19 protein-coding genes and 1 tRNA gene are annotated in these 25,363 nt (G+C 29.9%); 15 read left to right on the top strand and 5 right to left on the bottom strand.

Annotated elements, in window-relative coordinates; translation table 11 throughout:
- Positions 1-44 precede the first annotated feature (44 nt).
- Positions 45-470, bottom strand: a complete 426-nt coding sequence (locus ACTTAV_RS00760; protein WP_440669541.1) for a PaaI family thioesterase — start codon at positions 468-470, stop codon at positions 45-47.
- A 121-nt stretch (positions 471-591) separates the two neighbouring features.
- Positions 592-668 (bottom strand) — tRNA-Arg (locus ACTTAV_RS00755).
- Positions 669-740: 72 nt separating this feature from the next.
- Here ACTTAV_RS00755 and ACTTAV_RS00750 point away from each other — a divergent pair.
- Entirely contained in the window at positions 741-1,916 is a 1,176-nt protein-coding gene (locus ACTTAV_RS00750; protein ID WP_440669540.1) for an acetyl-CoA C-acetyltransferase, read from the top strand.
- Here the strand turns inward: ACTTAV_RS00750 and ACTTAV_RS00745 are convergent.
- Positions 1,913-2,089 carry a hypothetical protein gene (locus ACTTAV_RS00745; protein ID WP_440669539.1) on the bottom strand — a complete coding sequence of 59 codons (177 nt, stop codon included), beginning with the start codon at positions 2,087-2,089 and terminating at the stop codon, positions 1,913-1,915. The two genes, ACTTAV_RS00750 and ACTTAV_RS00745, sit on opposite strands and share 4 nt — an antisense overlap.
- A 36-nt stretch (positions 2,090-2,125) precedes the next feature.
- Between ACTTAV_RS00745 and aceE the strand changes: the two genes are divergently transcribed.
- From aceE to ACTTAV_RS00730, 3 genes are read left to right on the top strand one after another with little or no spacing between them, the layout of a single operon-like run.
- Complete coding sequence (gene aceE / locus ACTTAV_RS00740) at positions 2,126-5,164, top strand: pyruvate dehydrogenase (acetyl-transferring), homodimeric type (protein ID WP_440669537.1); 3,039 nt, start codon at positions 2,126-2,128, stop codon at positions 5,162-5,164.
- On the top strand, positions 5,164-6,423 hold the full coding sequence (locus ACTTAV_RS00735) for a 2-oxo acid dehydrogenase subunit E2 (protein WP_440669535.1): 1,260 nt from the start codon (positions 5,164-5,166) through the stop codon (positions 6,421-6,423). The genes aceE and ACTTAV_RS00735 overlap by 1 nt, the downstream gene beginning before the upstream one ends.
- Positions 6,424-6,431: 8 nt before the next feature.
- Positions 6,432-7,322 carry a DMT family transporter gene (locus tag ACTTAV_RS00730; RefSeq protein ID WP_440669533.1) on the top strand — a complete coding sequence of 297 codons (891 nt, stop codon included), beginning with the start codon at positions 6,432-6,434 and terminating at the stop codon, positions 7,320-7,322.
- On the opposite strand, the gene ACTTAV_RS00725 is transcribed toward ACTTAV_RS00730, so the two are convergent.
- Positions 7,319-8,086, bottom strand: coding sequence for an undecaprenyl-diphosphate phosphatase (locus tag ACTTAV_RS00725; protein WP_440669532.1), 768 nt, complete (start codon positions 8,084-8,086; stop codon positions 7,319-7,321). The genes ACTTAV_RS00730 and ACTTAV_RS00725 overlap by 4 nt on opposite strands.
- A gap of 182 nt (positions 8,087-8,268) precedes the next feature.
- Here ACTTAV_RS00725 and ACTTAV_RS00720 point away from each other — a divergent pair, with 182 nt between their 5' ends.
- Together ACTTAV_RS00720 and gltB are read left to right on the top strand one after the other, a co-directional pair.
- Positions 8,269-9,708 carry an NAD(P)-dependent oxidoreductase gene (locus ACTTAV_RS00720; protein WP_440669531.1) on the top strand — a complete coding sequence of 480 codons (1,440 nt, stop codon included), beginning with the start codon at positions 8,269-8,271 and terminating at the stop codon, positions 9,706-9,708.
- The gene (gltB, locus tag ACTTAV_RS00715) at positions 9,708-14,213 is read left to right on the top strand and encodes a glutamate synthase large subunit (protein ID WP_440669529.1); all 4,506 of its coding nucleotides are present in this window, start codon (positions 9,708-9,710) and stop codon (positions 14,211-14,213) included. The genes ACTTAV_RS00720 and gltB overlap by 1 nt, the downstream gene beginning before the upstream one ends.
- Here the strand turns inward: gltB and ACTTAV_RS00710 are convergent.
- A complete protein-coding gene (locus tag ACTTAV_RS00710; protein ID WP_440669527.1) occupies positions 14,206-14,952 on the bottom strand; it encodes a serine aminopeptidase domain-containing protein in 747 nt (248 codons plus the stop codon). The genes gltB and ACTTAV_RS00710 overlap by 8 nt on opposite strands.
- A 42-nt stretch (positions 14,953-14,994) precedes the next feature.
- On the opposite strand from ACTTAV_RS00710, the gene ACTTAV_RS00705 reads away from it, so the two are divergent.
- The 9 genes from ACTTAV_RS00705 to ACTTAV_RS00665 form a co-directional block, all read left to right on the top strand.
- On the top strand, positions 14,995-16,149 hold the full coding sequence (locus tag ACTTAV_RS00705; RefSeq protein WP_440669525.1) for a glycosyltransferase family 4 protein: 1,155 nt from the start codon (positions 14,995-14,997) through the stop codon (positions 16,147-16,149).
- The gene (gene thrS, locus ACTTAV_RS00700; protein ID WP_440669524.1) at positions 16,150-18,069 is read left to right on the top strand and encodes a threonine--tRNA ligase; all 1,920 of its coding nucleotides are present in this window, start codon (positions 16,150-16,152) and stop codon (positions 18,067-18,069) included. It begins immediately after the preceding gene.
- Positions 18,070-18,615 carry a translation initiation factor IF-3 gene (gene infC, locus ACTTAV_RS00695; RefSeq protein ID WP_440669523.1) on the top strand — a complete coding sequence of 182 codons (546 nt, stop codon included), beginning with the start codon at positions 18,070-18,072 and terminating at the stop codon, positions 18,613-18,615.
- Positions 18,616-18,668: 53 nt separating this feature from the next.
- Positions 18,669-18,875 (top strand): 50S ribosomal protein L35, encoded by a 207-nt coding sequence (rpmI, locus tag ACTTAV_RS00690; RefSeq protein ID WP_075519530.1) that lies wholly within the window; start codon positions 18,669-18,671, stop codon positions 18,873-18,875.
- 1 nt (position 18,876) lies between these two features.
- On the top strand, positions 18,877-19,233 hold the full coding sequence (gene rplT / locus ACTTAV_RS00685) for a 50S ribosomal protein L20 (protein ID WP_440669521.1): 357 nt from the start codon (positions 18,877-18,879) through the stop codon (positions 19,231-19,233).
- Between the two features lie 43 nt (positions 19,234-19,276).
- Positions 19,277-20,344 (top strand): phenylalanine--tRNA ligase subunit alpha, encoded by a 1,068-nt coding sequence (pheS, locus tag ACTTAV_RS00680; protein WP_440669520.1) that lies wholly within the window; start codon positions 19,277-19,279, stop codon positions 20,342-20,344.
- Complete coding sequence (pheT, locus tag ACTTAV_RS00675) at positions 20,341-22,746, top strand: phenylalanine--tRNA ligase subunit beta (protein ID WP_440669518.1); 2,406 nt, start codon at positions 20,341-20,343, stop codon at positions 22,744-22,746. Before pheS ends, pheT begins: the two co-directional genes overlap by 4 nt.
- A gap of 7 nt (positions 22,747-22,753) precedes the next feature.
- Positions 22,754-24,562 carry a translation elongation factor 4 gene (lepA, locus tag ACTTAV_RS00670; protein ID WP_440669517.1) on the top strand — a complete coding sequence of 603 codons (1,809 nt, stop codon included), beginning with the start codon at positions 22,754-22,756 and terminating at the stop codon, positions 24,560-24,562.
- Positions 24,559-25,363, top strand: an 805-nt coding sequence (locus ACTTAV_RS00665) for a glycosyl transferase family 17 (protein WP_440669516.1), incomplete at its 3' end; no start/stop codon positions are given. The genes lepA and ACTTAV_RS00665, both read left to right, overlap by 4 nt.

Genomic DNA, 25,363 nt, shown 5'->3' with positions numbered 1-25,363 from the left:
ACCGAATCGGAGGATAAAAAGTTCTCATTTTAATTTCAATTATCTTAACCACCAGGTCCTAGATTAGATGGTTTAACTTTTAAAATTTTCCAAACTCCTGATGCAGATGTGATTATTTTATTATTACATCTTAATTCACAAAATAAAAATACAAGAGTTTTTGTTTTTTTGAGGATTTTTACATTACCTGTAATTTCATCACCAATTTTTGATGCACCAATAAATTTTAGATCCAAAGATATTGTAACACATGGTGCATTATCAACAGATCTATGTGCTGCTGTGCCCGCTCCAGCATCTACCAACGCTGATAAATATCCTCCATGAGTTATGCCTGCTGCATTTAAATGATTTTCATTTATAGTTGATTTAAATTCGTACTCATTTGCAGAAATGTTTCTAAATAGAACACCTCCATTATGTTTCATAAAACCTGATTTAATACTAATTTGTTCGAACTTTTCAGACATAATTTTTTTATAATATAAAAGTTAAAATTAATAAAATCACAAAAATTATGATGAAAAAATAAATTACGGACATTTGTAAAGAAGTATTAATTAACCATTTAAACATATTATTTCCTATTCATGGTGCGCCTGCTAGGAGTCGAACCCAGAACCTCCTGGTCCGTAGCCAAGCGCTCTATCCAGTTGAGCTACAGGCGCATTTTTAATTTTATTTAATTATAGTATACCATTTTTTAGTGTATTTTAATGATAAGACAAATTTAAAATTTTATGTGTAATAAATTAAAAGAAGTGGTTATTATAAGCGCTATAAGAACACCGATTGGTATTTATAAGGGGTCGTTAAAAAACATAAAATCTGATCAACTTGGATCTATAGTTATAAAAGAAGTTCTAAAGAAATCTAAATTTACAGCAGAAGAAATCGATGAAGTAATTATGGGTCAAGTTTTAACTGCGGGAGCTGGACAGAACCCAGCAAGGCAGGCCGCTGTCAATGCCGGAATTCCAATTTCTAAACCAGCACACATAGTTAATCAAGTTTGTGGATCTGGACTTAGAGCTGTTATATCAGGTTATCAATCGATAAAATTAGGAGAGTCAAATAATGTAATTTCAGGAGGTCAAGAAAATATGTCTTTAGCTCCACATTCAATTTTTTATAGAGATGAAAAAAAAATATCAGAAGATAAATTATTAGATACAATGGTTAATGATGGGTTAATAGATGCATTCAATAATTATCATATGGGTGTAACAGCAGAAAATGTTGCAAAAATGTATAATATAACAAGACAAGAACAAGATAAATTTGCTTTAAAATCTCAAAAAAAAACAGAATTAGCTATTGCTAATAACAAATTTAATGAAGAGTTGGTAAAAATAAATCATGATGGGAACATTTTAAATACTGATGAACATCCAAGGATAGGATTAAAAATGTCAGATTTAGAAAAACTAAAAACTGTTTTTCAAGATAATGGAACTATTACACCAGGTAATTCTTCAGGTATTAACGATGGAGCTGCAGCTTTATTATTAACTTCATTAGAGGAAGCAGAAAAAAGATCCATAAAACCATTAGTAAAAATTGTATCATGGTCTTCAATTGGAGTAGATCCATCCGTAATGGGTTTAGGGCCTATAGAGGCTGTCCGTGTGGCAAGTAAAAAAGCAAAATGGAATTTAGATGAAATCGATTTATTTGAAATTAATGAGGCTTTTGCATCTCAAAGTATTGCAGTAATCCGAGAATTAGGAATTGATGAAAATAAAGTAAATGTTAATGGTGGAGCCATAGCTCTTGGCCATCCTATCGGTGCCTCAGGAGCAAGAATACTTGTAACTTTGATACATGAAATGAAAAGACAAAAAAAAAATAAAGGTTGTGCAACACTCTGTATAGGAGGTGGTATGGGTATAGCTTTGTGTGTGGAGAGAATTTAGGAATTAATTTTTCCGTATTTCTCTTCTAGCAAAATTTTTTGTATCCATATTTTAGCATCTACATAAGTGCTAACTTTGGGTTGAATAAGTGTTTTTAATAACTTTTTAATCATTTTTGAAGCATGTATGTAAAGAGTGTCAAAAAATTGAACAGAATGTGGTAAGATTTGCATTTAACAACTTTTTTATAGTGTATAAGACATAAAAAAATGACTGAAAAATTATTAGTTCCTGACATTGGTGATTTTGAGAATGTTGAAGTAATTGAATTATTGGTTAAAGAAGGTCAAGAAATTAAAAAAAACGATCCTGTTATAACTATAGAAAGTGATAAATCTAGTGTTGAGATACCATCAATTTTTGCAGGTAAGATTGAGTCTATAGTTGTAAAAGTTGGTGATAAAGTTTCAAAAGATGATTTAATTTTAAATATATCAAGTGTTGATCAAAAGCTTTCTTCTTCACAAGATGTTCCAAAAAATACTGAGAATTTAATTCAAGAAGCAGAAAGTTCACTAAAAAAAAATCAAGAACAAAAAAAACCAATTCAAAAAATAAAAAAAGAAAAACCTGAAATAATTCAGGTTGTAAATGAGGGAGATATTGATCCATTAGAGACAAGTGAATGGCTTGAATCTCTTTCAGAAGTTATAGAAAAAGATGGTAATCATAGAGCCCATTATTTAATCAAAGAATTAATTAATAAAGCTTATATGGAAGGTGCTAATATTCCTTATACACAAAACACACCCTATATAAATACTATCCCAGTTAGTGAAGAAAAAAAGTCGAATGGTGATCAGAATATTGAAAGAAGAATTAGATCATTAATAAGATGGAATGCTGCTGCGATGGTAGTAAGAGCAAACAAAAAATTTCCTGAACTTGGAGGCCATATAGGAACTTTTGCATCTGCAGCTACTCTTTATGATGTTGGAATGAATCATTTTTGGAGAGCAAAAAACAATAAATTTGGAGGTGATTTAGTTTACTTTCAAGGTCATAGTGCACCAGGGATGTATGCTAGAGCTTTCCTTGAAGGTCGACTTAATGAAAAGCAATTAGATAGTTTCAGACAAGAGGTTAATCCAGGTGGACTGTCCTCGTATCCACATCCATGGCTGATGCCAAATTTTTGGCAATTTCCAACAGTGTCTATGGGGCTAGGCCCAATGTTAGCAATCTATCAAGCAAGGTACATGAAGTATTTAATTAATAGAGGTTTAATTAAAGATGAAGGTAGAAAAGTTTGGGCATTTTTAGGTGATGGAGAAATGGATGAACCAGAATCCTTGGGCGCTATTGGCTTAGCAGCAAGAGAAAATTTAGATAATTTAATATTTGTAGTGAATTGTAATCTTCAAAGATTAGATGGTCCAGTTAGAGGTAATGGAAAAATTATACAAGAATTAGAGGGAATTTTTAGAGGAGCAGGATGGAATGTGGTTAAGGTGATTTGGGGTTCATACTGGGATCCGCTATTAGCAAATGATAAAACAGGCCATTTAGTTAAAACAATGAATGAAACTGTTGATGGAGAGTATCAAGCAATGAAGGCTAGAGATGGCGCTTATGTGAGAGAAAAATTTTTTGGTAAATATCCAGAAACAAAAAAGTTAGTATCAAGTCTTTCTGATAAAGATATTTGGAGATTAAATAGAGGAGGACATGATCCTCATAAAGTTTTTGCTGCTTACGATAAAGCTTCAAAAAATATTGGAAGCCCCACAGTAGTAATTGCAAAAACTATAAAAGGTTATGGAATGGGGAAAAGTGGAGAGAGTGTCAACACTACACATCAAACAAAAAAACTAGATATAGATGATTTAATGTATTACAGAGACAGGTTCGATGTGCCACTTACGGATCAACAAGTAAAAAACATAGAATATTACAAACCAGATCCAAATTCTTCTGAGATTAGGTACCTTAAAGAAAGAAGACTTCAATTAGGTGGTTTTATTCCAGAGAGAACTACTTATGCAAAACCGATTAAGGCTCCTCCAAAAGATATTTTTGACAACATGAAAGAATCCACAGGAAAGAAAGAAATGTCTACTACTATGGCTTTAGTTCGAATGCTTACAAATCTTTTAAGAGATAAAAATGTTGCTCCGAGATTGGTGCCAATTATTCCCGATGAAGCTAGAACATTTGGTATGGAAGGTTTTTTTCAAAAGATTGGTATTTATGCTCATGAAGGACAAAAATACGAACCTGAAGACTCTGCACAATTAAGTTCTTATAGAGAAGAAAAAAGTGGACAAGTTTTAGAGGAAGGAATTAATGAAGCTGGTGCAATGTCCTCTTGGATTGCAGCAGGAACTTCATACACAAATCATGATATTGAAATGATACCTATTTATCTATTTTACTCGATGTTTGGATTTCAAAGAATTGGGGACCTTGCATGGGCAGGTGCAGATAGTCAGTCTAGAGGATTTTTGATTGGAGCTACAGCTGGAAGAACAACTTTAGCTGGCGAAGGGCTACAACATCAAGATGGTCACAGCCATATTATGGCTTCAACTATTCCTAACTGTGTATCATATGACCCCACATTTCATTATGAATTAGCAGTTATTTTTAGAGATGGATTAAAAAGGATGCATGAAAAAAAGGAGAATATTTTCTACTACATTACAACTATGAACGAAAATTATCCTCATCCAGCTATGCCCAAAGATAAATCTTGTGAAGAAGGAATTATAAAAGGAATGTATAAAATTAAAGAATTTAGTAAATATAAAAAGACTAAAATCCAATTTTTGGGATCTGGCACAATTTTAAGAGAAATGATTGCAGGTGCTGAAATATTACAAAAAGAATATCAAATAGATAGTGAGATTTGGAGTGTAACAAGTTTTAATGAGTTAAGAAGAGATGGTCTAGAGATAGAAAGATATAATCTTTTAAATCCAGACAGGGAACCAAAGAGGTCCTACGTTGAAAAATGTTTGGGTAAAACAGAAGGACCTATTTTAGCTGCTTCGGACTACATGAGAATGAATTCAGATCAAATTAGACCCTATGTTAATAAAAGTTTTTATTCACTAGGAACAGATGGTTTTGGACGAAGTGACACTAGAAAAAATTTAAGAAATTTTTTTGAAGTTGATAAAGAGCATATTGTTACTTATGGATTAAGTGTATTAGCTAAAGAACAGCTTATCGCATCCAAGTATGCTAAAGAGGCAATCAAAAAATACAAAATAGATATTAATAAACCTATGCCAACAAAATTATAATGTCAGTAATTGAAATAAAAGTACCCAATATCGGAGATTTCAAAGACGTAGAAGTGATTGAGGTTTTAGTATCTGAGGGTCAAACTTTAAAAAAGAATGATCCTATAATAACAATAGAGAGTGACAAATCTAGTGTAGAAATTCCCTCAAATTTTGAGGGTAAAATTAAAACTTTAAAAACAAAAGTGGGAGACAAAGTTTCAGAGGGTGACTTGATCTTAATTTTAGAAAAAATTAATGAAGCAGAAGAAAAAATTGAAAAAAAACCAACAATTGAAAAAAATATTAAAAAAACTCAAGAAACAAAACCAGAGATTAAAAAGATATTAACTGATCAAAATAAAGTTTTTAATATATCATCTGCAAGTCCAAAGGTTCGAAAATTTGCAAGAGAACTTGGAGTAGATATTAATCAAGTTGCAGGCAGTGAACGCAAAGGTAGAGTTGTTGAGGAAGATATAAAATTATTTGTAGCTTCAAAATCTAAAAACTTGGTTAATAATGAAAATAAAAGTAATGAAAAGATAAAACAAGAATACTCTCATTCAGAATTTGGAGAAGTAGAAATAAAAGATATACCAAGAGTTAAAAAATTATCATCAAAATACTTGATGAATTCTTGGACAAATATTCCTCATGTAACAAATCATGATGAAGCAGATATCACAGAGCTAGAGGAATTTAGAACATCGCTTACCGATATATACACGGGAGAAAAAAAAAAAATTACACCTTTAGCTTTTATTGTCAAAGCTTTGACCGCTTCATTGAAAAAATTTCCCAATTTTAATAGCTCTATCGATGATATTGATGTTGGAAAAATGACTGTTAAAAAATATTATCATATTGGAATAGCCGTGGATACTCCACATGGTTTAATGGTTCCTAAGCTAAGAAATGCAGACAATAAAAATATTAATCTTATAAGTTCTGAACTTAAAAATCTTAGTGATCAATGTAGAAATCTTAAAATTGATAAGAAAGAATTATTTGGTGGATCTATGACAATAACAAGTTTAGGTGGAATTGGAGGATCGTTTTTCACACCTATTATAAATTTTCCTGAGGTTGCGATATTAGGAATTGGAAGATCTGAAAAAAAGCAAGTTTTCTTAAATGGAAAATTTATTACAAGAACTATGTTACCTTTATCACTGTCTTATGATCATAGAATTATTGATGGAGCAGAAGCTGCTCGTTTTAACAACGAGTTAAAAGAAAATTTAGGAAAAAACTTTGCTTACAAATTAGCAGTCTAAAATAGATTATGTCAAAAACAGTCTCATTATTTAGTGCATTATTATGTACATTTATTTGGGGAACCACTTTTATTGCCCAGGATACAGGTATGGACAATATAGGTCCTTTCACTTTCAACGCCGTAAGATTTTTTGTAGGGTTTTTAGCAATTGTTCCTCTCGCATTTTTATTTGAGGTAAAAAAATTTAAATCTGAGTTTAAATTAGATTTTAAAACATTTGTTACACTCTCTTTTTTAATTGGATTATCACTTTTTTTAGGTTCAGCATTACAACAAGTTGCTCTTTTGTATACAGATGTAGCTAACGCAGCATTTTTCACTATTTTTTATGTCCCTATGGTACCAATAATAATTTTTCTATTTAGAAGAAAATCAATACATTGGAGTGTGTGGCCTTCTGTAGTTTTATGTTTAATTGGTGGTTATCTACTTACAAATTTCCATGATGCAACAGTAAGACTTGGAGATACTCTTGTTATACTAGGAGCTTTGTTTTGGAGTACACATATTATTTTTACTGGAATTATAGTTACAAAATATAATTTACCATTAACCTTAGGGGCTATTCAAACTTTATTGGTTGCACTTTTTTCTTTTGTCATCGGATTAATTTATGAAGAATTTATATTTGAAAATATTCTAAATGAAATAGACTCCATCTTATATGCGGGAATTTTATCTGGAGGATTTGCTTTTGTTTTACAAATTTATGCACAAAAAAATATTACACCTGCTCCTGCAGCAATAATTTTTTCTTTAGAGGGTGTTTTTGCAACTATAGCAGCATGGTTTTTATTAAATCAAATTTTAGGAATAAATAATTTATTAGGTTGTTTTTTTATTTTATGTGGAGTCTTGTTATCTCAACTTCTACCTTTAATGAAGAGAAGTGTTTAAAAATATATTATCGATAACAAAACTAGAGCAATTATTATTCTGTAAATTACAAAAATATTTAAAGAAAATTTATTTAAATAATTAAGAAAAAATTTTACAGTTAAATAAGAAAATAAAAAAGATAGAATTATTGCAATAATAACTAATAGATTCATTTCTATAGTTTCACTTGATATATCTTTTAAACCAAGAAAACTTGCTCCTGCTAAAGCAGGAATTGAAAGCAAAAAAGAAATCTTACCTGAGTCAACTCTGTTGAAATTCAAAAATCTTGCAGCTGTCATAGTTATTCCAGCCCTACTTACCCCAGGTATCAATGCAAGTATTTGAAATAGTCCAATGAATATAATTGACCTGATATTTAAATTTGTAGAAATATTTTGATCAATTTTTCTTTGATCGGCGAAATATAAAATGACTCCAAAAAATAATGTTGTCCACGCTATAACTTTAACATTTCTTAAAAGATGTATTAATTCTGTTGAATGAAATATATACCCAAAAATAATGAGTGGTATTGAACCTATTATAATTAATTTTAATAATTTTTGATTATGTTTAAGATCAAATAAATCTTTTTTAAAAAAAAAAATTATTGCTAACAAAGAACCTAAATGTAAACTAATATCAATTAACAAAGAGCTTGCTTTAAGATCATATAGGTTAGACACTATAATCAAATGAGCCGAAGAACTTATTGGCAAAAATTCAGATATTCCTTGTACCGCTGATAAAATGATAATTTCTATAAAATCCTGAATCATATTGATGTCGTAACCCAAAAAATATTGATTTTAAACAATTCGATTTAATCATATTAGCTATGCAAATTTTAAATTAACATGGATATACAGTAAATTTAGTAAAAATTAGGTCATAAATACTGACATAAATAATTCTTTTACTAGGTAAAACAATGTATAATTTGCCAAAATAAAAAAATAATATGTCTGATAAAATGTTAAAATTTGTTAAAATAGGTCAACAAACTCCACCTAAAAGAAAAGTTGATAAAAGAAAAGATGATTTTAAAGAGATTTACGATGAATTTATCACTCAAAAAGCTCAGGAACAATCAAGTAGATGCTCTCAATGTGGAGTCCCTTTTTGCCAAGTTCATTGTCCTTTAAGTAATAACATACCCGATTGGTTAAAATTAACTGCTGAAGGGAGAATAAAAGAAGCTTACGAATTATCTCAAAGTACGAATAATATGCCAGAGGTATGTGGAAGAATATGCCCTCAAGACAGATTATGTGAAGGAAATTGTGTAATAGAACAATCAGGTCATGGAACAGTTACAATTGGTTCAGTAGAAAAATATATTACTGATACTGCCTGGGAACAGGGATGGGTTAAGCCGATATCAATAAAAAATGAAAAGAGTCAAAGTGTTGGGATTATAGGAGCTGGTCCTGCGGGTTTAGCAGCTGCTGAAGAGCTTAGAAAAAATGGTTACAAAATTACAGTATATGATCGGTATGATCGTGCAGGTGGATTATTAATTTATGGTATTCCAAATTTTAAATTAGAAAAACATGTTGTTGAAAGAAGAACACAATTACTAAAAGAAGGTGGAATTGAATTTGTTTTAAATTTTGAAGTTGGTAAAGATGAAACTTTAGAACAACTCAGAAGAAAACATGATGCAATATTAATAGCTACAGGAGTTTATAAGCCAAGAGAAGTAGAACTGCCTGGAAATGATTTGGAGAATATTTTTCCTGCTATGGAATTTTTGACAGCTTCAAATAAAAAAGGATTAGGAGATAAAGTTGATTTATTTGACAAAGGAACATTAAATGCAGAAGGTAAAAATGTGGTGGTTATAGGCGGAGGAGATACTGCAATGGATTGTGTAAGAACCTCTGTTAGACAAAAGGCAAAATCAGTTAAATGTCTTTATAGGAGAGATAAAGAAAATATGCCTGGCTCAGCAAGAGAAGTTTTAAATGCTGAAGAGGAAGGGGTGGAATTTGTTTGGTTGTCTAGTCCAAAAGAATTTAAGGGCAAAAATAAAATTGAGCATTTATTAGTCGATCAAATTAAATTAGGGGAACCAGACGAGTCAGGTAGAAGAAGGCCAGAAATTAAAGAGGGTTCTGAATTTGAAATAAAAGCAGATATGGTTATTAAAGCACTTGGATTTGACCCTGAAAACTTACCATTATTATTTGATGCACAAGAATTGCAAGTTACTAAATGGGGAACACTTAAAACAGATTTTGATACTATGGAAACAAATTTAAAAGGCGTTTTTGCTGCAGGAGATATAGTTAGAGGAGCTTCTTTGGTAGTGTGGGCTATTAAAGATGGTAGAGATGCTGCCTCATCAATAAAAAAATACCTTGAAAATATTTATTTAAAAAAATCAAAAGTTGCATGATGAATAATTATAAAAAAAATCTAGAATTACTCTCTAAAAATCATGTTTATTCAAGTGAAATGGAACATGATGCTTGTGGAGTTGGATTGATTGCATCGACTGAGGGCAAGAAATCAAGAGCGGTAGTTGAGTATGGTATTGAAGCATTAAAAGCTGTTTGGCATCGTGGTGCAGTAGATGCCGATGGCAAAACAGGTGATGGAGCTGGAATACATGTTGAGATTCCAAAAGATTTTTTTATAGAAAAAATTGAAGTTACTGGACACAGCTATGATAACTCAGAAATTTGTGTAGGAATGATTTTTTTACCAAGAAATGATTATGCCTCCCAAGAAAGTTGTAAAACAATAGTAGAAAGTGAATTAACAAAAAATAATTTTAGCATTTATGGATGGAGACAAGTTCCAGTAAATCCAAAGGTTTTAGGGGAAAAAGCATTTCAAACTATGCCTGAAATCATACAAGTATTATTTAAGTCAAATGATTATAATTTACTTGAAAAAGATTTAGAAAGAAAAATTTATGAAACAAGAAAAAAAATTGAGAACAAGGCATTTAATTTATCTTTAAATAATTTTTATATTTGCTCAATTAGTTCTAAATCTATTATTTATAAAGGAATGTTTTTGGCTGAAGCAATTTCAGATTTCTTTTTAGATTTAAAAGATAAAAGATTTATTTCAAGATATGCAATTTTTCATCAGAGATTTTCAACTAATACCGCACCAAGTTGGAGTTTGGCCCAACCATTTAGAGCAGTTGCACATAATGGTGAAATAAATACATATAAAGGTAATAAAAATTGGATGAAAGTTCATGAACAAGAAATGAGCAGCCCTCTTTTTGATAATGTAGAAAATTTAAAGCCAGTGATACAAAAAGGAGTTTCAGACTCAGCCGCTCTAGATAATGTTTTTGAATTATTAAATAAATCTGGTCAACCTGCACCTTTAGCAAAATTAATGTTAGTGCCTGATGCATGGTCAAAAAAAAATAAAACATTACCAAAAAGCCATCAACAATTATTTAATTTTCTAAACAGTACAATGGAACCATGGGATGGACCTGCAGCAATTGCAGCAACTGATAATGAATGGGTTATTGCAGCAAATGATCGTAATGGTTTAAGACCTCTTAGATACGCAATAACAAAAGATAAATTTCTTTTTGCTGGATCAGAAACAGGAATGATAGAACTAAATGAAAAAAGAATTTTAACTAAGGGGAGGCTTGGTCCAGGTGAAATTATTGGAGTAAGGATTGAGAAGGGAAAAGTTTTTACTAATGATCAAATTAAAGATTATTTAGCAAAAGAATTTAAACATTTTAATTCTCAAATTATTGATTTGGATGAAAAGCTACCAATTTCAAGTGAGAAACATAATTTTGATGGCGAAGATTTAAGAATAAGACAACATACCTTTGGAATTAGTTTAGAGGATTTAGAATTAATTTTACATCCTATGGCTGAGGATGCAAAAGAGGCAACAGGCTCCATGGGGGATGATACTCCTTTAGCTGTTTTGTCCGATAAATATAGACCACTATATCATTTTTTTAGACAAAATTTTAGCCAGGTAACCAATCCTCCAATTGACTCTTTAAGAGAAAATAAAGTTATGAGTTTAAAAACAAGGTTTGGAAATTTGGGAAATATTTTAGATTTTGATACTCTAACAAAAGAAAATATATATGTTTTAAACAGTCCGATTTTATCAAATTCACAATTTAACAAATTTATAAACTTTTTTGGAAAAAATTCTCTTTCTATTGATTGCACTTTTTCAAGTGAGCAAAATCTATTTGATGCTATCAAAAGAATTCAAAGAGAATCTGAAATTGCTGTAAGACAAGGGGTTACTCAAATTATTCTTAGTGATAAAGAACTTTCATCAAAAAAATTACCAATGCCTATGTTGCTGTGTGTAGGAGCGATAAATACTTTTTTGATAGAAAAAAAATTAAGAGGATATGTTTCAATTAATGTTCAATCGGGTGAAGCTTTAGATACACACTCATTTGCAACATTAATTGGTGTAGGAGCAACAACTGTAAACCCATATCTAGCTTTTGATAGTTTGTATCAAAGACATAAAAAAAAATTATTTGGTCAATACAGTTTTGATGAATGTGTGGAGAGATATATTAAATCTGTAAATGCTGGTCTTTTAAAAATAATGTCAAAAATGGGTATATCTGTTCTAAGCTCTTATAGAGGAGGATGTAATTTTGAGACTGTTGGATTAAGCAGAACTATTGTAGATGATTATTTTCCAGGTATAACATCTAAAATTTCAGGGATTGGTTTAACAGGTATAGAAAAAAAAATAAGACAAATTCACAAAGAAGCTTTTGAAAGCACATACAATGTTTTGCCAATAGGTGGTATATACAGATATAGAAAAAATGGAGAAACTCATCAATATCAAGGTAGACTCATTCATCTTTTACAAAGCGCAGTAGGTTCTAATTCTTATTCGGCATATAAAAAATATGCAGATGGAATTTACAATTTACCACCAATTAATTTGAGAGACTTAATTGATTTTAGAAAAAAGAAATTAGGTCCATCAATCAATATTTCAGAAGTTGAGCCAATAGAAAAAATATTAAAGCGATTTGGTAGTGGAAGCATGTCTCATGGAGCACTGTCAAAAGAAGCTCATGAAACATTAGCTATTGGAATGAATAGAATTAAAGGTGCATCCTGTAGTGGTGAGGGTGGAGAGGATGCAAAAAGATTTAAGGTTATGGATAGTGGTGATAGTGCAAATTCAAGAGTAAAACAAATAGCATCTGCGAGATTTGGTGTAACAATAAACTATTTAAATAATTGTAACGAAATTGAAATTAAAATTGCTCAAGGTGCTAAACCAGGTGAAGGCGGTCAATTACCAGGTTTTAAAGTAACTGATGAAATTGCAAAGTTAAGGCATTCAACTCCAGGAGTAACATTGATTTCTCCACCACCTCATCATGACATATATTCAATAGAAGATTTGGCTCAGTTAATTTATGATTTAAAACAAATTAATCCAAAAGCAAGAATAGGAGTAAAACTAGTTGCATCCTCAGGTGTTGGAACAATTGCAGCTGGAGTTGCAAAAGCAAAAGCTGATATAATTTTAATTTCAGGACATAATGGAGGCACTGGGGCTACTCCACAGACTAGTGTTAAATATGTAGGTATACCATGGGAAATGGGACTTACAGAGGCAAATCAAGTTCTTACATTGAATAATTTAAGGCACAAAGTAACTTTAAGAACTGATGGTGGAATAAAAACTGGAAGAGATGTTGTTATAGCTGCAATGATGGGAGCTGAAGAATATGGTGTAGCAACTACAGCCTTGGTAGCTATGGGCTGCATTATGGTAAGACAGTGTCATTCGAATACTTGTCCTGTAGGTGTTTGTACGCAAGATGAAAAATTAAGAGAAAAGTTTACTGGCACACCAGATAAAGTAGTAAACTTATTTACCTTTATTGCTACTGAAGTAAGAGAAATTTTAGCTGAACTTGGTTTTAAAACATTAAATGAAATAATTGGTAGAACTGATTTATTGATGCAGGTAAGTAAAGCTTCACCAAATTTAGATGATTTAGATTTAAATCCATTATTCGTTCAGGCTGACTCAGGAAATAATAAAAGATATTGTGAAACATCTGAGATTAATCAGGTTCCAGATACATTAGATCAAGAAATTTGGCCTGAAATAGAAAAATGTTTAGATAAATCAGAAAAAATTAATAAAGAATTTTCAATCAAGAATACAAATAGAGCAGTTGGAACAAGGATATCACATCACTTATATAAAAAATACGGATATGAAAAATTAAAAGAAAATTTTTTAAATTTAAATTTTAATGGGTCAGCCGGTCAATCCTTTGGCGCTTTTATTTCAAAGGGGTTAAAATTAAATTTAAAAGGAGATGCAAACGATTATGTAGGAAAAGGATTATCAGGAGGAACTATTTCAATTAAGCTTCCTGATGAAAGTAATTTGGTATCAAACGAAAATACAATCATAGGAAATACTGTACTTTATGGCGCTACATCAGGTAAACTTTTTGCTGCTGGTCAAGCAGGCGACAGATTCGCTGTAAGAAATTCTGGAGCGATAACAGTTGTAGAGGGATGTGACTCTAATGGTTGTGAATATATGACAGGTGGTGTTGCAGTTATACTTGGAAATGTAGGAGATAATTTTGCAGCCGGCATGACTGGTGGTATGGCTTTTATCTACGATAAGTCAAAAGAATTTGAAAAAAAAGTAAATCAAGACTCAGTGATATGGCAAAATGTTGAGACAGAATATTGGTCATCATTTCTAAAAAAGCTTATTTTAGAACACTTTAATGAAACTGGATCGAATTTATCAAAAAAAATACTAGATAATTTTGGTGATGAGCTAATTTATTTTATTCAGGTTTGCCCAAAAGAAATGATAGATAAACTCCAAAATCCTCTTTCGTTAAAACAAAAAATTAAAGAAGTTAGTTAATAATTAATTTTAGCTCTTTTTTTAAAATTTGCAGATTTTTAGTAGATGACAAACTATGATCACCATTTTTAATAATTACTAATCTTTTTTTAGAATTTTTGAAAATTTTTAAAACTTTTTTCGAATAAACTACAGGAACCGAATTATCTTTACTACCATGAACCATTGTGATTTTGATGTTCTTTAAAATTTTTTTTTTTAGTATTTTATTTTTTCGACCGTCTTTTATTAATTGATAAGTAACTGGATATTCATAATCTCCATGATTTAAATTTAATATCCCATCCTTTTTAATTTTATATTTCATTTTTTTGGTAAATTTTTTCCACATTAAACCTTCAAGGAACTCAGGCGCTGAACCTATTCCTAAAAAACCTGTAATTTGTTTTTGAAAAAAACGGAATTGATTCAATGATATCCATGCCCCCATACTAGATCCAATGAGAATTATATTGTTTTTTTTAACAATTTTTCTAATCATTAGAACTGTATCTTTCGTCCATTTTGAGATGTTACCATTTGTAAATTTTCCAGAAGATTTTCCGTGGCCCGAATATTCAAGAGCAAGATAGCCAAGCTTATTTTTTTTAGCAAAATTTAAAAAAGTTTTAGGTTTTTTTCCTTCTAAATCAGACATAAAGCCATGCAGAAAAACTATATAAGGTTTGTCTTTTTGATAGTGTTTTAAATATCTTATTCTTCTAGTTTTGTTGATTTTTAAATATTTGAAATTTGTCATAAAAGTTTATTAGTTCTATCTATTATTATATAAACATATTTAATGTCGTCTAATATAAAAGTTTTACAAGTAATACCAAAATTAGGTTTTGGAGGTGCAGAAACTGGTTGTTATGATATTGCACATTATTTACCAGAAAATAATTGCAAATCTTTTATTGTAACAAGTGGAGGAGAATTAACAAAATTTATAGATAAAAAAAAAGTAAAATTAATCAAGTTACCAGTTCATAGTAAAAATCCATTATTGATGCTATTAAATGCATTTATCTTGATTGGAATAATTTTATTTTTCAATATTACAATAGTTCATGCAAGAAGTAGAGCTCCCGCATGGTCATGTTTGTTAGCAACGAAGCTGACAAATAGAAAGTTTGTTACAACATTTCATGGCACTTATAATTTTAGTGGAAAATTAAAAAAATTTTATAATTCCATTATGGTCAGATCTGATCTTGTTATTGCTGGTTCAAATTTTATTTTTTCTCACATAAAAGATAATTATTCAGAATTCTTAAATTCAAAAAAAAAATTTCTCGTAATCTTTAGAGGAATAAATGTAGATTATTATGACCCATCAACAAAATTAGAAGAAGATGAAACAAAACTTCTTCAAGAGTGGGAAATAAATAAAGAAAAAAAAATAATTTTATTACCTGGAAGACTTACTTCTTGGAAAGGACAAGAATTATTTATTGAAGCGATTAATTTAGTTAAAATTGAGCTGGGATATGAAGCTTTTCATGTGGTAATATTAGGAAGTGAACAAGGAAGAAGTTTATATAAAAAAAAATTAGTTCGTTTAACAGAACAATATCGCCTTACAAACCAAATAAAATTTATAGATCATTGTAAAGACATGGCTTTAGCATATCAAGTTTCAGATATTATAGTTTCATCATCAATAGAGCCAGAAGCTTTTGGTAGAGTTGCAGTTGAGGCACAATCGATGGAAAAACTCATTATTGCTAGCAACATTGGAGGCTCAAATGAAACAATAATAAATGAAAAAACTGGACTTTTGTTTGAGTCTGGAAATGCACACTCACTTAGTCAAATGATTATAAAAGCCCTTACAATGGATGAAAGATCTATTAAATTATTAGGTGCAGAGGGAAGAAAAAACGTAAAAAAAAAATTTAATGTTGAAAAAATGTGTTTTTCTACTTATTCAGAGTATAAAAGATTACTAAAATAAATGCCTACAATTACTCTACCAGATGGAAATAATTTAGATTTTCCTAAAAAAACTACTGGGAAAGAAATAGCTGAAAAAATTAGCAAATCATTAGCTAAAGATGCAATAGTTATAAGTGTTAATGGAGAACTAAAAGATTTAGATCATTTAATAGAAGATGATTGTTCTATAAAAATTTTTACTTCAAAAAATAAAGAAGGCCTTGAAACAATAAGACATGACACAGCTCACATCTTAGCAATGGCAGTTCAAGAATTATTTCCAGGAACTCAAGTTACGATTGGACCTGTTATCGAGAATGGTTTTTATTATGATTTTGCAAGAAAAGAGCCTTTTACTGAAGAAGACTTAAAAAAAATTGAAGATAAAATGAAACAGATTGTGGACCGGGATGAAAAGACAAAAAGAGAAGTTTGGAATAGAGACAAAGCTATTAAGCATTTTAAAAAAAAAGGTGAACTATATAAAGCAGAGCTAATCGAAAGTATCCCCAAGGATGAAGAAGTATCAATCTATTTTCATGGTGAATGGCACGATTTATGTAGAGGGCCACATTTATCTTCAACAGGAAAAATTGGAAAATTTTTTAAACTTACAAAAGTCTCAGGTGCGTATTGGAGGGGCGACTCGAACAATGAAATGCTTCAAAGAATATATGGTACTAGTTGGGCTAATCAGAAAGATCTAGATGCTTATCTTAAAAGAATTGAAGAGGCAGAAAAAAGAGATCATAGAAAATTAGGTAAGGAGATGGACTTATTTCACTTTAGAGAAGAAAGTCCTGGATCAGTTTTTTGGCATGAAAAAGGTTGGGCATTATTTCAAAAACTCATAAATTACATGAGGGCTAGACAAGATGTGGCTGGATATAAAGAGGTGAATACTCCTGAAGTCTTAGATAGATTGTTGTGGGAGAAATCAGGGCATTGGGAAAAATATGGAGAAAATATGTACACTTCAGAAACTCCAGATGAAAAAGTATTTGCAATTAAGCCAATGAATTGCCCAGGACATATACAAGTATTTAATCAAGGATTAAAAAGTTATAGAGATCTTCCATTAAGAATAACTGAGTTTGGAAAAGTTCATCGTTATGAACCGTCTGGAGCTTTGCATGGTCTTCTGAGAGTTAGAGCTTTTACACAAGATGATGCACACATTTTTTGTTCTGAGGATCAAATAACAGAGGAGTGTTTGAACGTAACTAATTTAATTTTAGATATTTATAAAGATCTAGGTTTTGAAAATGTAATTTTAAAATATGCTGACAGGCCAGAAATAAGGGTTGGTGACGATTTAGTCTGGGATAAAGCTGAGGCTTCATTACTAGAAGCCGTTAAAGCTTCTAAACTCGAATATAGTATAAATAAGGGTGAAGGAGCATTTTATGGTCCTAAAATAGAATTTGTTCTTAGAGATGCAATTGGTAGAGATTGGCAATGTGGAACTTTACAAGTTGATCTTAACTTGCCTGGCAGGTTAGAAGCATCATATGTTGACAAAGATGGCTCAAAAAAAGTTCCAGTTATGTTACATAGAGCATTATTTGGTTCTCTTGAAAGATTCATTGGTATTTTAATTGAACACTATGCTGGAAAATTTCCTTTTTGGATTTCACCACTTCAAACAGTTGTTATTCCAATTTCAGAGGATTTTGAAAATTATGCTATAAAAGTTTCTAATAAAATTAAAAGTGCTGGAATTTCTTCAATGGTAGATTTAAAAAATCATAATTTAAATTACAAAATAAGAGATCATTCATTAGCAAAAGTACCTCTTTTATTAATTTGTGGTAAAAAAGAAGTTGACAGTAACTCAGTAACCATTAGAAGGTTGGATTCTAATAAACAAGAAAATATGGAATTAAATTTATTTCTTAAAAAATTCTCAGCTTTAAACAAAGCACCCTCAAAAAACTAAGTGGCCGATTTTAAACAAAATTATTTCCAAAGAAGAACCAAGGATCGTGGTCCTAGATCAAATAATAGAATTTCATCACCAGATGTACAAGTAATTGCAAGTGATGGAGAAAATTTAGGAATTTTAAATACGAATGAGGCAATATCAATGGCAAAGGACCAAGGTCTAGATTTAATAGAAATTGCTCCAAACGCAAAACCTCCAGTGTGCAAAATTATGGACATGGGAAAATATAAATATGATGCACAAAAAAAAGCAAATCTTGCTAAAAAGAAACAAAAGATAATTGCTCTTAAAGAAATTAAAATGAGACCAGTAACTGAAACTCATGATTATGAGTTTAAAGTCAAAAATGCGAAAAAGTTTATCGCTAAAGGCGATAAGGTTAAATTTACTATAAGATTTAAAGGAAGAGAGCTACAACACTCACATCTGGGTAATGAACTTATGGCCAAGATAAAAGAGGACATGAAAGATATTGGTAAAGTAGAATTGCACCCAAAATTTGATGGTAAACAAATGATAATGGTAATTCAACCTTTATAGCCTTTAATATTGGTTGTAAATTTTCAACAATCTTTGTATAACCTCGCTCAATTATGCCAAAATTAAAAACAAAAAGCTCAGCAAAAAAAAGGTTCAAAATATCTGCTAGAGGCAAAGTAATGATGGCCCAAGCTGGTAAGAGGCATGGCATGATTAAAAGAACAAATTCTCAAATTAGAAAATTAAGAGGCACTACTGCGATGTCAAAACAAGATGGAAAAATTGTTAAGTCGTACATGCCATACAGTTTAAGAGGTTAACATGGCAAGAGTAAAAAGAGGTGTAACAAGTAAAGCTAAACATAAAAAAGTTTTAAAAGCTGTTAAAGGTCAGTGGGGAAGAAGAAAAAATACGATTCGAGTTGCAAAGCAGGCTATGGAAAAAGCTATGCAATATGCTTATCGAGATCGTAGAAATAAAAAGAGAGATTTCAAATCTCTTTGGATACAGAGAATAAATGCAGGCGTGAGAGCTGAGGGATTGACATATTCTAAATTTATTAATGGGTTAAATAAATGTGGAATAAAAATTGATAGAAAAATTCTAGCTGAGATAGCGTACGATAGCCCAGAAGCCTTTAAAACTATTGTTCAAAAAGCACAATCTGCTTTAAATTAATCTTCACTATTGTTTTATTTCACTGAAGAAATAATCTGTAAAAATGTCAGATATAAAAAAAATAAAAGAAGAGTTTATATCAAAACTTAAAGAGAAATTAAATCTTGCAGAAATAAATAAGATTAAATCAGATTTATTTGGTAAAAATGGATTAGTTTCATCTCAATTTAAAAAAATAGGAACAATTGCTGAGACAGAAAGAAAACAATTTGCTTCTGATCTTAATATCATCAAAGATGAACTGCAAAATTTAATCAATTCAAAAATAAATGAAATTGAAAATGCAGAAATTAATGAGAGATTGGAAAAAGAAAAAATTGATATTACTTTGCCAGAAAGGCCATTTGTAAGAGGTAAAATACACCCAGTATCACAAACAATTGATGAAATATCTTCTATATTTTCTGAAATAGGTTTTACTGTTGAGGAAGGTCCAGATATTGAAAATGAATATAATAATTTTACAGCATTAAATACTCCTGACAACCACCCAGCAAGAGATATGCATGATACATTTTACCTTGATGAAAAAAAAGAAAAATTATTAAGAACCCATACTTCCCCTGTTCAAATAAGAACCATGTTAAAAGGTAAGCCACCTTTTAAAATAATTGCTCCTGGCAGGACATATAGATCTGATAGCGATCAAACGCACTCTCCAATGTTTCATCAAGTTGAAGGTTTACACATTGATAAAGATATTAATATGGGCCACTTAAAAGGTTGTTTGAATTATTTTATTAAAGAATTTTTTGAGGTAGAGAAAATTAAAATGAGATTTAGACCAAGTCATTTTCCTTTTACAGAACCATCAGCTGAAGTTGATATTGGGTATGAATTAAAAGATGGAAAAATAATTATAGGTGAGGGAAATCAATGGCTTGAGATTTTGGGATGTGGGATGGTACATCCTAATGTTCTAAAAAATGTAAAAGTTGATCCAACAAAGTTTCAGGGATACGCATTTGGAATTGGAATTGATAGACTTGCTATGTTGAAATATGGGATTAACGACTTAAGGGCTTTTTTTGACTGTGATTATAGATGGTTAAATCATTATGGATTTGATCCTTTAGATGTGCCAACAAATTATAGAGGTTTAAGCAGATGAAAATCACATTTGATTGGCTGAAAGATCATTTAGAGACAAATTTACAAGAGAAAAATCTTTTAGAGCAATTAACAAATATTGGATTAGAGGTAGAAAGTGTCGAAAACCCAACTAAAGATAATGAATTGTTTAAAATAGCAAAAATTATCAAAACAGAAAAACACCCAAATGCAGATCGGCTTAAAGTTTGTGATGTAAATGTAGGAGAAAAAGATTTGAAAAAAGTTGTTTGTGGGGCCAAAAATGCGAAAGAAGGACTAATTACGATTTATGCCCCTCCAGGAGCAATTATTCCAAAAACTAATACAAAATTAGTAGTAGCTAATATTAGAGGTATTACCTCTTATGGAATGCTTTGTTCAGAGGCAGAATTAAATTTATCGGATGAAAGTGATGGAATTACTGAATTACCAAAATCTAATGAGAAAAATGTTGGTAAAAGTTATTTTATAAAATCTAAATCAAATATAATTGATTTATCAATTACCCCAAATAGACCTGATTGTCTTGGGGTTAGAGGAATAGCAAGAGATTTGGTTGCATCTGGTTTTGGAAAATTAAAAGAAATAAAAGAAAAAAAAATCAAATCAAAAATAAAACAAACTTTAAATGTAAAAATTAAAAAAGAAAAAAAACAAGGATGTTTGGCTTTTGGAAGTTGTTTAATTACCAATGTAAAAAATACCGAAAGTCCTCAGTGGCTCAAAGATAAATTAGTATCTGTAGGACAAAAACCAATTTCCGCAATAGTTGATATTACTAATTATGTTATGCTTGATATAAATCGTCCATTACATGCATACGATGCTGATAAAATTGAAAAAGGTATAATTGTTAGAAATTCTAAAGTAGGTGAGGAATTTACAGCTTTAGATAATAGGAATTACAAATTAGAAAATGGAATGTGTGTTATAAGTGATCATAAGGGAGTTTTAGGATTAGGTGGAATTATTGGAGGAACAAGGTCAGGCACTGAATTAGATACAAAAAATATTTTATTGGAATCAGCATATTTTGAGCCAAGATCAATAAGAAAAACAGCAAAAAGATTAAATATTGATACAGATGCAAAATTTAGATTTGAAAGAGGCATAGATCCATTATCTATTGAAGTTGGCTTAAATAAAGCAGCATCATTAATTAAAGAGATATGTGGTGGTGAAATTAGTAAGATCGATATCCAAAAAGTCCAAACTTATAAAAACAATACTATTAAATTTGACCCAAATTTATTTGAAAAGGTGTCTGGTTTTAAAATTTCTACCAAAGAAATGTTAAAAATTTTAAATTATCTTGGATTTAAATCTAAAAAAGAAAAAAAATATCTCAAATTATTAGTTCCATCTTGGAGACCAGATATTTCTCAACAAGTAGATATTGTAGAAGAATTAGTTAGAATAAGCGGCTATGATAAGATAAAAACTATAAATCCAATTAAAGAAAGAATTAAATCTACTTTAACACAATCTCAAAAGTTATTTCATTTTATACAAAGGTCAATTGCTTCAAAAGGTTATTTAGAGGCAATCACATGGTCATTCACAGATGGAAAATTTAATAATTATTTTAAAGGTAAAAATAATGAAATTAAAATTATAAATCCTATAAGCTCGGAATTGGGTGTCTTAAGAAATTCAATATTTTCAAATTTAATTATGTATATGAGTAAAAATATTGATAGAGGATTTAAAGATATTTCAATATTTGAAATTGGTCCTATTTTTACTGGTTCCAATCCTGGTGAACAACACTTAATAGCCTGTGGTTTGTTATCAGGTAAAAAATCTAGACTATCTTGGATTGAAAAAGAGAGAACGGTTGATGTATTTGATGTTAAAAGAGATGTAGTTCAAACATTGGTTGAGGCAGGTTATAACTCTGATAAGTTTTTTATAGATAAAGAAACGCCTAATTATTACCATCCTGGAAAATCTGGTAGATTATTTCTAAACAAAGAAAAAGATAAGATAGCAGCATATTTTGGCGAAATTCATCCAAATATTTTAAATAATATAGATATAAAAACAGAATCTTTGGTAGGTTTTGAAATATTTATAGATAATTTAAAATTACCTAAAAAAAAATTAAATGATCAAAAAACAAGATTTGTTATCTCAGACTATCAAAAATCTGAGCGAGATTTTGCATTTATAGTAAATAAAAACGTGAATGCTCAAGATTTGATAAATGCTGTTTCTAGTGTGGATCAAAATCTTGTAAGTAATATTAAAATTTTTGATGTTTATGAAGGAGATAATATTCCTAAAAACCAAAAATCAATAGCAATTAGTTTAACAATACAGTCATCTAAAAAAACATTGAATGATAGTGATTTAGAAAGAATAAATAAATCAATTATTGAAACAGTAGAAAATAAAACTGGCGCAAAAATTCGATCATAAAATTTAAATGAACACGATTGATAATATAAGAAATTTTGCAATCATTGCACATATTGATCATGGAAAATCCACAATAGCTGATAGAATTATTCATAAGTGTGGTGGTCTTACCGAAAGGGAAATGAAAGCTCAGGTTTTGGACTCAATGGATATTGAGAGAGAAAGAGGAATAACGATTAAGGCTCAAACAGTAAAATTAAATTATAAATCTAAAGACGGAAAAAATTATGTTTTAAATATTATTGACACACCAGGGCACGTAGATTTTAGTTATGAAGTTAGTAGATCCTTATATGCTTGTGAAGGATCTATATTAATTGTTGATAGTACGCAAGGAGTTGAGGCTCAAACTTTAGCTAATGTTTATCAAGCTCTAGATATTAATCATGAAATAATTCCTGTTTTAAACAAAATTGACCTACCAGCTTCAGATTTAGATAAAACTAAAAAGCAGATAGAGGATGTCATAGGTATTGATACAGAAAATGCAGTTCCGTGTTCTGGAAAAACTGGTGAAGGTATAGATGAAATTTTAGAAAAAATTATTAATCAACTACCAGGTCCAAAAGGAGATGCTAATCAAGATTTAAAATGTTTACTTGTTGACAGTTGGTACGACACTTATTTGGGTGTTGTAATATTAGTTAGAATAATAAATGGAAAAATAAAAAAAAATATGAAAATTAAAATGCTTTCTTCTAATCAAGATTACGTAGTTGAAAAAGTTGGAGTATTTACTCCAAAAGCAAAAAATATTGATGAATTAAATTCTGGTGAAATAGGTTTTATAACAACAGGAATAAAAGTTCTCTCAGAAACAAAAGTTGGTGATACAATTTGTGATGCTTCTAAACCGCTAGTAGACCCATTACCTGGTTTTAAACCAAGCAAACCTGTGGTATTTTGTGGTTTATTTCCTGTTGATAGCTCTGAATATCAAAAATTAAAAGATGGATTAGCTAAACTACAATTAAATGATGCAAGTTTTTCATTTGAAGCGGAATCATCATCAGCCTTAGGTTTAGGTTTTAGATGTGGTTTTTTGGGTTTATTGCATCTAGAAATTATCACAGAAAGATTAGAAAGAGAATTTGATGTTAATTTATTAACTACTACACCAGGTGTGGTTTATAAAGTAAATTTGAATAGTGGTAAAAGTATAGATTTGCAAAATCCATCTACTCTTCCTGATCCAACTTTAATCAGTTCTATTGAAGAACCTTGGATCAAAGCAACTATAATAACTCCAGATGAATATCTAGGTTCAATAATCAAATTATGTCAGGACAAAAGAGGAATTCAAACCAACTTATCATATTCAGGAAATAGAGCAGTATTGAACTATGAACTCCCTTTAAATGAGGTCGTTTTTGATTTCAATGACAGAATTAAATCTATGACAAGTGGTTATGCAAGTTTTGATTATGAAATATTAGAACATAGAGAAGGTGATTTAGTAAAACTTGGAATTTTAGTAAATAGTGAACCTGTAGATGCTTTAGCCATGATGATACATAAAGACTTTGCTCAAAAAACAGGAAGAGAAGTATGTGAAAAATTGAAGGATCTAATTCCTAGACATAATTTTATGATACCCGTTCAAGCAGCAATAGGGGGAAAAATAATTGCAAGGGAGACAATAAAAGGTTTTAAAAAAGATGTTTTAACTAAAATCCATGGTGGTGGAGCTACAGACAGAAAGAGAAAACTTTTAGAAAAACAAAAAAAAGGAAAAGCAAGATCAAAACAGTTTGGCAGAGTTGAGATACCACAAGAGGCATTTATAGGAGTATTAAAGATTAAAGGTACAAAATGAGGATTTACGATTGTTTTATATTTTTTAATGAGAATTTACTTACAGAAATAAGATTTAATATTTTAAATAAATTTGTGGATTATTTTGTAGTGTGTGAGTCATATTATGATCATAGAGGAAACGTTAAGGGTTATTTATTTGATAAAGAAAAATTTAGGAAATTTAGTGAAAAAATTATTTATATTAAAATTGATGAATTTCCAAAAAATCTTGGAATCTGGGATAGACAAGATTATCAAAGAGATTTTTTGAAAAATGGTCTAAATAATGCCAAACCAGATGATCTCATCATATATTCGGATGCAGACGAGATAATTAATCCAAATATAATTAAAAATTTTGAAAATATTGATAATAACGTAGCAATTTGTGAGCAGTATTGTTTTTACTATAAATTAAATTTGTTGTCTGATCGATATAGAGATGTTTGGGAAGGCAGTCGTGTTACAAAATTTGAAAATTTAAGATCATTTAGTTGGTTGAGATCAATAGCTAAGAAAAATCTTAAATATAATTTTTTTAGATTTGATAAATTTAAAAAGATTAAAATTTTTAAAGATGGTGGTTGGCATTTTTCATATTTAATGTCTGAAGAAGAAATTCAAAAAAAGATTAAAGCGTGGACACATTCTGAACTAGATACAATAGAAAATAATGATTTAGATATAATAAAGAAAAGAGTTGAGGAAAAAAAAGATTTATTTGGTAGAGAGATAAAATATACAAAATTAGAGTTTAGTGAAAAATATTTTCCAGATTATTTGGTTAAAAATAAAAAATTATATCAAAATTGGATTATAT

Source organism: Candidatus Pelagibacter sp. HIMB1483, assembly GCF_052048135.1.
Taxonomy (GTDB): domain Bacteria; phylum Pseudomonadota; class Alphaproteobacteria; order Pelagibacterales; family Pelagibacteraceae; genus Pelagibacter.
Note: the sequence above shows the minus strand (reverse complement) of the source record. Positions and strands in the feature narration are given on the sequence as shown.

Excerpts from the sequence above, each read along its gene's own strand:
- rpmI (WP_075519530.1), top strand. The coding sequence starts at position 18,669 with ATGCCAAAATTAAAAACAAAAAGCTCAGCAAAAAAAAGGTTCAAAATA.
- ACTTAV_RS00760 (WP_440669541.1), bottom strand. The coding sequence starts at position 470 with ATGTCTGAAAAGTTCGAACAAATTAGTATTAAATCAGGTTTTATGAAA.
- pheS (WP_440669520.1), top strand. The coding sequence starts at position 19,277 with ATGTCAGATATAAAAAAAATAAAAGAAGAGTTTATATCAAAACTTAAA.
- aceE (WP_440669537.1), top strand. The coding sequence starts at position 2,126 with ATGACTGAAAAATTATTAGTTCCTGACATTGGTGATTTTGAGAATGTT.
- rplT (WP_440669521.1), top strand. The coding sequence starts at position 18,877 with ATGGCAAGAGTAAAAAGAGGTGTAACAAGTAAAGCTAAACATAAAAAA.
- ACTTAV_RS00705 (WP_440669525.1), top strand. The coding sequence starts at position 14,995 with ATGTCGTCTAATATAAAAGTTTTACAAGTAATACCAAAATTAGGTTTT.
- ACTTAV_RS00745 (WP_440669539.1), bottom strand. The coding sequence starts at position 2,089 with ATGCAAATCTTACCACATTCTGTTCAATTTTTTGACACTCTTTACATA.
- ACTTAV_RS00720 (WP_440669531.1), top strand. The coding sequence starts at position 8,269 with ATGTCTGATAAAATGTTAAAATTTGTTAAAATAGGTCAACAAACTCCA.
- thrS (WP_440669524.1), top strand. The coding sequence starts at position 16,150 with ATGCCTACAATTACTCTACCAGATGGAAATAATTTAGATTTTCCTAAA.
- lepA (WP_440669517.1), top strand. The coding sequence starts at position 22,754 with ATGAACACGATTGATAATATAAGAAATTTTGCAATCATTGCACATATT.
- pheT (WP_440669518.1), top strand. The coding sequence starts at position 20,341 with ATGAAAATCACATTTGATTGGCTGAAAGATCATTTAGAGACAAATTTA.
- ACTTAV_RS00725 (WP_440669532.1), bottom strand. The coding sequence starts at position 8,086 with ATGATTCAGGATTTTATAGAAATTATCATTTTATCAGCGGTACAAGGA.
- gltB (WP_440669529.1), top strand. The coding sequence starts at position 9,708 with ATGAATAATTATAAAAAAAATCTAGAATTACTCTCTAAAAATCATGTT.
- ACTTAV_RS00730 (WP_440669533.1), top strand. The coding sequence starts at position 6,432 with ATGTCAAAAACAGTCTCATTATTTAGTGCATTATTATGTACATTTATT.
- ACTTAV_RS00750 (WP_440669540.1), top strand. The coding sequence starts at position 741 with ATGTGTAATAAATTAAAAGAAGTGGTTATTATAAGCGCTATAAGAACA.
- ACTTAV_RS00735 (WP_440669535.1), top strand. The coding sequence starts at position 5,164 with ATGTCAGTAATTGAAATAAAAGTACCCAATATCGGAGATTTCAAAGAC.
- ACTTAV_RS00710 (WP_440669527.1), bottom strand. The coding sequence starts at position 14,952 with ATGACAAATTTCAAATATTTAAAAATCAACAAAACTAGAAGAATAAGA.